This window comes from Sporosarcina sp. NPDC096371 (assembly GCF_044762865.1).
In the GTDB taxonomy this organism is placed as follows: domain Bacteria; phylum Bacillota; class Bacilli; order Bacillales_A; family Planococcaceae; genus Sporosarcina.
In genome coordinates this window covers 189,835-198,645 of record NZ_JBIWFE010000008.1, presented here as the reverse complement: position 1 = coordinate 198,645, position 8,811 = coordinate 189,835, and the positions used below count along the sequence as shown (strand labels likewise).

The following is an 8,811-nucleotide window of genomic DNA, read 5'->3' as shown; positions in this document are numbered from 1 at the left end:
TCCTTCTCCGCCATGTAAAATGGCCCCTTGGTCAAGCGGTTAAGACACCGCCCTTTCACGGCGGTAACACGGGTTCGAATCCCGTAGGGGTCATACTAAAGAAAGTCTATGATACTTGTATCGTAGACTTTTTTATTTGTTGAAAAGTTGAAAGCGACATGCCTGAACGTATTATGCGTTCAGGCATGTCGCTTTTTGAAATCCGCTATCTATTCCTATTTTTAGCTATCGAGTTCCGCCTCATACTGCTCGGAGGCATCGGATCTAACGAAACCACGTGTAAGGCCGCTTATATCCGTACTTATAAACTCTTCAATCGGTTCCGCAGCCCCGTCCTCAAGATTACTGTCGTATAACGTTTCATAGTTATCATGGTCGCCTATGAAGTCCGAAGGGGTTTCTGAGGTGCCAGACTTCGCTATCTCTTGGAAGCTGTCCTCGCCATCGCGGGAGGCACCATACCTTCTATCGGCAAATGAATTTGGGTTGGCCATGATTAGGATATCATTCTCGACCGGAAGATCATGCGGGATTTCTCGTTCCGTAGCATGGTCGATGCAAAGTGTAGTGTAAGGGATGACTTCAAGTCGCTCAAATGGAATGTCGATTTTGCATTCTTCGCAAATCCCATAGGTGTCATTTTGCATGGCTTGTAAGGCGTCCTCGACTTTTTCCAACTCAGCGTTAGCATGGACGTTTAGAGCGGCGTCTTTTTCGCGCTCAAACAGTTCTGTGCCCATATCGCCGGGGTGGTTATCGTACATTGAGAGTTCACCTGTAGCATCTTGTGTATTTTCCTTTCGGTCAGTTTCTTCTGCTGTTGTCATCAAATCCTTTTTCATTTCAAGTAATTCTTTTTTCAGCACAGCTCGCTGCTTTTCATTTAGCACGTTTTGTCACGTCCTTTTTGGTAATACCAACAGTATGCACCAAGTTCACCGATTTAATGAAAAAACAGCCCAAAGCACCGAATAAATCCGATGTTTTAGGCTGTAGGATTATAGAATATGTCCGATTAGTATACCAAGACCAAGCAATAGGCCAAACAGTGTGTTTGTCACGGCAGTATTTTTCATGGCTGGCATGACTTCAAGTGGCTGCACATGTTTTCGGAATACAGAAATTGCATTTATAGGTTTTCGCACACTAAGAAAAATGAGAAGTGCCCAAGGTGTAAGTTTACCAAAGATAATCAGCGCTACAATCCATCCATAAGAAACGATGAAAAATAACATTAAGATTGTTACGGCACTTGATCGACCGACTAGAATAGCAAGTGTTTTTCTTCCGCCTTTTGTATCTTCTTCAATATCACGTATGTTATTTGCCAACATAATTCCGCCGACGAGTAACATACTAGGAATGGACAACAACACTGCTTCTGTTGTGACCGTATCTGTCTGGATATAAAATGCGATGAGGATAAGTAGCATACCCATGACAACGCCAGAAAATAGCTCGCCAAAAGGTGTGTAGGCGATTGGGTAAGGTCCACCTGTATAAAAATAACCAATCATCATAGATACGATCCCGACAACGGCAAGCATCCATGATGTTTCCATACATATGTAGATGCCGATAAGAACGGAGATGCCGTATAGCAAAAATGCAAGGTTTATTACGGTTTTCGGTTTTACGCCATTACGGACAATCGTACCGCCAATGCCGATGGATTGCTCCGTATCAAGACCACGCTTGAAATCGTAGTACTCGTTGAACATATTTGTCGCCATTTGAATGAGGACGCTGGCGATGAGCATAGCGAAGAACAAAGGAAAATGAATTTTTCCGTAAGTTAACGCAATCATTGTACCTAGAAACACAGGTGCAAATGCGGCTGTAAGTGTGTGTGGACGTGTCAGCTTCCACCAAATGCGCCATCCTGTATCTGCTTTTATTGTCTGTTGCAAAGTAGTTCGCTCCCTATCATTTTAAACTATAACCATTGTACTCCAAAATCGACAAAGTGGACATGCTGCCTGCTTATTATGTGCCGAAATGTCGAAAATTCGGTATGATAGTATAAAGGTATAAGCATTAAATTAGCTGAATGAATGTACGGAGGGAATATGATGAACCGGAAGTTGACCGCTGCCCGCAAAACTCAATTGAAAATCGAGGATCATGCAGTACGATTTTTTACGGAAACAATCGATGCGGGGCGAATTTCACCACTAGCGTTTTTTGAAGCGGGGGAATCCTGTTACAAAGATAAACGTTTTTATTGGCAAAATGCAGATAAAACGATGACACTTGTTGGGATAGGGCATGCCACTGTCATAACAAGTGAAGGTACAGATGAACGTTTTGCACATATTTCAAACACATGGAATAAGTTGCGAGCCGCACTCATAAAAGAAGAAAAAGATATGGAGCCTGTATTGTTTGGAGGTTTTTCATATGATCCAAAAAGTGTAAAGGATGAAGAGTGGGAGGCATTTCCATCCGCTTATTTCGTTGTGCCATCTTTCCAGTTGACCATCAAGAACGGAAGAACTTCGATTTCCATCAACTTGGTGACGGAAAGCAGTGAAGCGGCGGAGGAATTCGATCAGTTGCGTGATGAAAGAGATCGTCTCATTCATATTGCGCAAGTAGAAGATTTCAACCTGTTGGAAAAACCAAAAGTGGTTTCCATCGAGGAAATGGCAAAAGAGAAGTATATGAAGGCCGTTGCAGATGTGACACGTAAAATTAACAATGGAGAAGCTGAGAAGGTTGTTATTGCACGTTCAGTCCAACTTCATTTTGATGAAGAAGTGCCGGCCGTTACTGCACTCCACCACATATCAAACGAGCAGCAGGAAAGTTATCACTTTGGTCTACAAAAAGATGGTCAATTATTTTTTGGTGCAACGCCAGAACGTTTAATCGAAATATCAGATGGACGGGCCTATTCGGCATGTGTCGCGGGGTCCATTAAACGTGGAAAATCAGCAGGTGAGGACCGCGAATTAGGTGAAGAATTACTTGAGGATCGCAAAAATCGAGAAGAACATCAATATGTAGTTCATATGATTTCCCAGGTGTTTCAGTCATTTTGTACGGATATCATCATGCCAAAATCACCAAAGCTCATGAAAATCCGTGATATCCAGCATCTATTTACACCGATTGAAGGGAAAGTAGAACAAGGAACCGACATTTTCAGTTTGGTCCAGTCGCTTCATCCCACTCCGGCGCTTGGGGGAGTTCCCACAAATGTATCGCTAGAAATGATTCGTTCTGAGGAAAAAATGGATCGGGGCTATTATGCTGCGCCGATTGGGTGGACAGATACGGCAGGCAATGGAGAATTTGCGGTTGCGATTCGCTCGGCATTACTTGACGGGGACCGTGCTTATTTGTATGCAGGCGGTGGCATTGTGGCAGATTCCGACCCAGCCGAAGAATATGATGAAACATGGGTTAAATTCAGACCGGTTATGCGGGCGCTTGGAGGAAAATTGAATGGATAATCGCATCGTATTGACGGATTATGTCCGTCGAATGACTGGAGCTTTGATGAATGCAGGTGTAACAGCAGCAGTGGTAAGTCCCGGCTCACGTTCGACACCTCTTGCATACGCATTTGCTTCCACTGATGGTCTCGATGTCTATCGGCAAATTGACGAACGCTCCGCAGCTTATTTTGCACTAGGTCTGGCGAAAGCATCTGGTCAGCCTGTCGTCTTGTTATGCACATCGGGTACAGCGGCATCGAATTACCACCCAGCCATTACAGAGGCTTATTATGCGCGCGTTCCGCTGATTGTAATCACGGCGGACCGTCCGCATGAATTAAGAGAAGTGGGAGCACCACAGGCGATTGATCAGATTCGGATGTATGGTGAGCATGTGAAGTACAGTGTAGACATGCCTTTGGCTGAAAATAATCCAGATATGAATGATTTTATCGATCGGCATGTAAGCCGGGCAATGTCTGTTGCGACAACAGCACCCCATGGACCGATTCACTTGAATGTACCGTTCCGGGAACCGCTTTTGATTGATTTTGATCGAGAAACCCCGACATCGACGTTCAGTAAACGTTTTGCGGGTGTCAATGCTTTGGATCCGGCGACAGCAAAATGGATGATGGAAATTCTTTCTGGGTCAGACAAAGGGTTGATTGTTGCTGGAGAAATGCCTGTCGGGTTGGATAAACAAGCATTTTGGAGATTTGCGGAAGCTTTGCAATGGCCTGTGCTATGTGACCCGATATCGAACCTTCGTTCGGAGGTGCCTGAACACTGTGCCACGCTTTGTATTGATCACTATGATGCACTGTTAAAAAGTGTTGCATTCGGTGACGAGGCTATTCCGGATACAGTCATCCGATTTGGCACACAACCCGTGTCAAAACCTCTATCGCTTTTTCTGAAAAAGGTGCGGCCGTCAACGTTTATTGCAGTGGATGAATCGCCAGAATTTCGGGATTCGCTGGGGATTGTCACGCATCATATCCAGACTTCGGTGGAGAATATTTTACAGTTGATGATCGAAAAACCGATCACATCTTACACTGAATTATGGACTGCTGCAAATGACATGGCATCTGCAGTGACGAACAGTTATAAGGGCGTTGCTGGAGATGAGGGAATATTTATCAAAAAACTAGTGGAGTTTTTGCCAACTGGAAGCGATCTCGTCAGTGGAAGCAGTATGCCAATCCGTGATATCGATACATTTTTCAGGAAAACGACTAAAGACATCACACTTTTTGCCAATAGGGGAACGAATGGTATTGATGGCGTTGTGTCGACAGCGCTCGGTATTCAGATAGCACGACAGCGACCAACCTGGCTATATATTGGTGATTTATCGTTTTTACATGATGTCAACGGTTTGATTGTCAGTCGTTTTCATGACATGGACTTGACGATTGTCATTATGAATAACGATGGTGGTGGGATATTCTCTTATCTTCCCCAAGGCGGTGTTAGCAACCATTTTGAGGAGTTGTTTGGCACACCGACGGGTTTGACATTCAATCATATTGCAGCGATGTATGATGCACAATATGCCACTGTGAAGACGGTTGAAGAGTTCGAAGCGGAACTTGCACGAGTGAAAGACAAGCCTTTGCGTATTATTGAAGTATTTTCGGATCGTCAGGTAAATGTGAAGGCGCACCGTGAACTATGGGCATGTATTACAGAAAGGCTTGAACGTAATGAGTGAAAGAATTGTCCACGTTCGTGGGATAGACATCCATGTGGACATCAATGGCGAAGAGGACTTGCCGACTGTTGTCATGTTACATGGGTTTACGGGAACCACGGCAAGTTGGCGGGAAATCGTCGATTTGTTCAAGGGGACATTTCGAACAGTCACGATTGATTTAACAGGTCACGGGAAAACAACGGCACCAGAGGAGATCAGTCGTTACTCGATGGAACAGCAAGTGGAGGACCTTGAAGCGCTTTTTGCAACGCTGTCGTTAGATCGGTTCACATTGGTTGGTTATTCCATGGGAGGGCGTATTGCGCTTGCTTATGTGGCCAATTATCCGGATAGGGTTTCGTCATTGGTTCTTGAAAGTTCGTCACCAGGCTTGAAGACGCTAGAAGAGCGTACGGATCGGAAGGCGGCGGACGGTCGATTAGCGGATAAAATTCAGTCGGAAGGTTTGCCGGCATTTATTAATTTTTGGGAAAATATCCCTTTATTTGCAACGCAGCAAATATTGTCGGAAGAAAAGAAGCTGGCGGTCAGAAAAGAACGACTGAGTCAGCGGGAAGCAGGATTAGCGAGCAGTTTACGGGGCATAGGGACAGGAAGTCAGCCTTCGTACTGGCAGGAACTGCACACGTTAAATCTTGCTGTTTTGCTCATTACGGGGGAACTCGACACGAAGTTCGGAAATATTGCCCGGGAAATGATGAAATATTTCTCAAATGTTCGTCATGAAACGATAGCAAATGTCGGACATGCAATTCATGTGGAAAATCCCGCTTTATTTGCTACAATAGTAGAGGAACATATTTTAAGTTGAGGAAGGCAGTCTAAGTTCGCTGCGTCCTGCAGCAACGACTGCATGCCCGCATCCTGCGGGCACAATTACGCCGAGGCGAAATTGATAGAGTGAAAATCGAGGAGGATCTATATGACACGTCAATGGGAAACAATTCGTACATACGAAGATATCAAATACGAAAAGTATAGTGGTATCGCAAAAATAACAATCAACCGTCCGGAAGTGCGTAACGCATTCCGACCGAAAACAGTAACGGAACTCATCGATGCATTCTCACGTGCGCGTGATGACGCAAGTATTGGCGTTATTGTATTGACAGGTGAAGGCGAGAAAGCATTCTGTTCAGGTGGAGATCAATCTGTACGTGGTCATGGTGGCTATGTTGGAGATGACGAAATTCCACGTTTGAACGTACTTGACCTACAACGTCTAATCCGTGTAATTCCTAAGCCAGTTGTGGCAATGGTCGCAGGTTTTGCAATCGGCGGTGGACACGTACTACATGTTGTTTGTGACTTGACAATTGCGGCAGACAACGCGCGATTCGGACAAACAGGACCAAAAGTCGGTTCATTCGACGCAGGTTATGGTTCGGGTTACTTGGCACGTATCATTGGCCATAAGAAAGCACGTGAAATCTGGTTCCTATGCCGTCAATACGATGCACAGGAAGCGTTGGACATGGGCCTTGTCAATACAGTCGTTCCTTATGAGCAACTGGAAGATGAAACCGTTCAATGGTGTGAGGAAATGCTTACAATGAGTCCTACTGCACTTCGTTTTGTAAAAGCGGCAATGAACGCAGATACAGATGGACTTGCTGGCCTTCAACAATTTGCTGGTGATGCAACACTTCTATATTACACAACGGATGAAGCGAAAGAAGGACGCGATGCGTTCAAAGAAAAACGTCAACCGGACTTCGGTCAATTCCCACGTTTCCCTTAATAGACAAAAGCGTAAGCGCCTTGAATAGGGGCGACAGGCATAAGAAAGACCGGCGAAGCGGCGTTTTTTTGCCGCACATAGGAGGGATGCAGTTCAATCCCTCCCTGCTGGGCTTGCTTATGACCCCGAGCCCCTAGGCGCTGAAGCTGGATGATATACAAGAAAGCTGCCTCTTACCGGGCAGCTTTTTGTCTAGCTTCGGGCGCCCTTCGCAGTTCTTTTATTCTGAATGGAGAGTGAAAAAATGATTCCAAATTGGCTTATGCAGCGCGCTTATTTGACTCCGGAAAAGGCGGCGCTATCTTTTGGAGATGACACATGGACGTTTGCCCAGTTGAAACATAAGTCCATGCAACTTGCTGAGAAATTGGCAGCCAATGGTTTGCAGGAAGGACAGCGAATTGCATTACTTGGCCCGTCCAATGCGGATATGGTATTTATCATTCATGCTTGCATGCTGACGGGACTTGAAATCGTCATGTTGAATAGTCGGCTGACGACAAAAGAATTGGAGTGGCAATTGGAGGATTCAGGTGCTGACGCGGTGATTGTTGCGGATGACATGAGTGCTGTTATCGCCAATTCGGCTGTTCGTCTATTGCCTTATTCAACGATTGAACAGAGTGAAGGGCAGCCGTTTGTTGTTCAAGATTTGTGGACAGCGGACCGGACCATCACGATTATGTATACATCAGGTACGACTGGCTTTCCAAAAGGTGTCCGTCAAACAGTCGGAAATCATGTTTCTAGTGCGCTGTCCTCCGTCTTGAATCTCGGGTTGAACGACAAGGATGTCTGGCTTTGCGCTATGCCATTGTTCCATATCAGTGGCTTCTCCATCCTTGTTCGGTCCGTTTTGTACGGAATGGAAGTCAGGTTATACGAGAAATTTGATCCTATTCAGACGGCGCAAGAAATTCGAGATGGCTCGGTAACCAGGATGTCTGTTGTCTCCCTTACGCTGGATAAAATCCTTCGTGAGCTTGAAAAGGACAATGCAATGGCTCATCCATCCTTCCAAACGATGCTTGCAGGCGGTGGATCTGTTCCTGTTGATTATTTGGAACGGGCGGTACAGCGTAACATCCCGGTCCTTCAAACGTACGGCATGACGGAAACGAGTTCGCAGACGGCGACATTGGCGGCGGGCGATGCGATGCGTAAGATGGGTTCAGCAGGTAAGCCGTTATTCTTTAATCAGATCAAGATTAAAGATATGAAAAATCCGTACGACAAAGGGGAAGTATTCATACGTGGTCCGCATGTGACACCGGGGTATATCGGTCGATTTTCAGCCGTGCATCCATTAGAGGAAGGCTGGTTACCAACGGGGGATATTGGTTATTTCGATGAAGAAGGCTATTTGTACATTGTCGATCGCCGTTCGGATTTGATCATTTCAGGCGGGGAGAATATTTATCCTGCAGAAATTGAAAACGCGCTCGTCGCGCATCCAGGTGTAAGCGAAGCGGGAGTCTGTGGACGGGAACATTCCGAATGGGGAAGTGTACCGGTGGCGTTTGTCGTAGTGACGGGGAATGTGCCGGTGGAGGAATTACGATTGTTTTGTGAGCAGCGATTAGCGCGCTATAAAGTACCAAAAGAATTCCGTTTCGTCGATAAGCTACCGCGCAATGCTTCGAATAAGTTGTTGCGGCGGGAACTGAGGGAATGGGTGGAGCAGGAGTAGAGGCGTTGGAACAGGATATACTGAGCTTTGAAATGTTCGTTGTTATTAAAGAAGAATAGAAAATTAATGAAACTCAAACCGAGTAGCATGGAGAAATGTAGGTTTGAGTTTTATTAATTTAAAGCTTTGTTTTGTTATTCATATTGAGATATAACCGATATTTTTTTTAGCATAGCCATTTTCCTATGAGGACAATGTTTGAATGTCGAAGAGA

General features: G+C 45.3%; 7 protein-coding genes and 1 tRNA gene. 6 read left to right on the top strand and 2 right to left on the bottom strand.

The features are described 5' to 3' along the window. Positions 1-21 precede the first annotated feature (21 nt). Positions 22-93, top strand: a tRNA-Glu gene (locus tag ACIQ0H_RS18545). A 128-nt stretch (positions 94-221) separates the two neighbouring features. On the opposite strand, the gene ACIQ0H_RS18540 is transcribed toward ACIQ0H_RS18545, so the two are convergent. Then, a complete protein-coding gene (locus ACIQ0H_RS18540) occupies positions 222-890 on the bottom strand; it encodes a TraR/DksA C4-type zinc finger protein (protein ID WP_403418047.1) in 669 nt (222 codons plus the stop codon). 108 nt (positions 891-998) lie between these two features. Next, positions 999-1,910: a 1,4-dihydroxy-2-naphthoate polyprenyltransferase gene (locus tag ACIQ0H_RS18535; protein WP_403418044.1), complete on the bottom strand. Its 912-nt coding sequence runs from the start codon at positions 1,908-1,910 to the stop codon at positions 999-1,001. A 162-nt stretch (positions 1,911-2,072) separates the two neighbouring features. On the opposite strand from ACIQ0H_RS18535, the gene ACIQ0H_RS18530 reads away from it, so the two are divergent. From ACIQ0H_RS18530 to ACIQ0H_RS18510, 5 genes are all read left to right on the top strand, one after another. Then, complete coding sequence (locus ACIQ0H_RS18530) at positions 2,073-3,458, top strand: isochorismate synthase (RefSeq protein ID WP_403418041.1); 1,386 nt, start codon at positions 2,073-2,075, stop codon at positions 3,456-3,458. Then, positions 3,451-5,163 carry a 2-succinyl-5-enolpyruvyl-6-hydroxy-3-cyclohexene-1-carboxylic-acid synthase gene (menD, locus tag ACIQ0H_RS18525; RefSeq protein ID WP_403418039.1) on the top strand — a complete coding sequence of 571 codons (1,713 nt, stop codon included), beginning with the start codon at positions 3,451-3,453 and terminating at the stop codon, positions 5,161-5,163. The genes ACIQ0H_RS18530 and menD overlap by 8 nt, the downstream gene beginning before the upstream one ends. Next, entirely contained in the window at positions 5,156-5,977 is an 822-nt protein-coding gene (menH, locus tag ACIQ0H_RS18520) for a 2-succinyl-6-hydroxy-2,4-cyclohexadiene-1-carboxylate synthase (RefSeq protein ID WP_403418036.1), read from the top strand. The genes menD and menH overlap by 8 nt, the downstream gene beginning before the upstream one ends. Positions 5,978-6,088: 111 nt before the next feature. Further along, a complete protein-coding gene (gene menB, locus ACIQ0H_RS18515; RefSeq protein WP_403418033.1) occupies positions 6,089-6,907 on the top strand; it encodes a 1,4-dihydroxy-2-naphthoyl-CoA synthase in 819 nt (272 codons plus the stop codon). A 244-nt stretch (positions 6,908-7,151) separates the two neighbouring features. Next, positions 7,152-8,597 carry an o-succinylbenzoate--CoA ligase gene (locus tag ACIQ0H_RS18510; RefSeq protein WP_403418030.1) on the top strand — a complete coding sequence of 482 codons (1,446 nt, stop codon included), beginning with the start codon at positions 7,152-7,154 and terminating at the stop codon, positions 8,595-8,597. Positions 8,598-8,811: the final 214 nt, after the last annotated feature.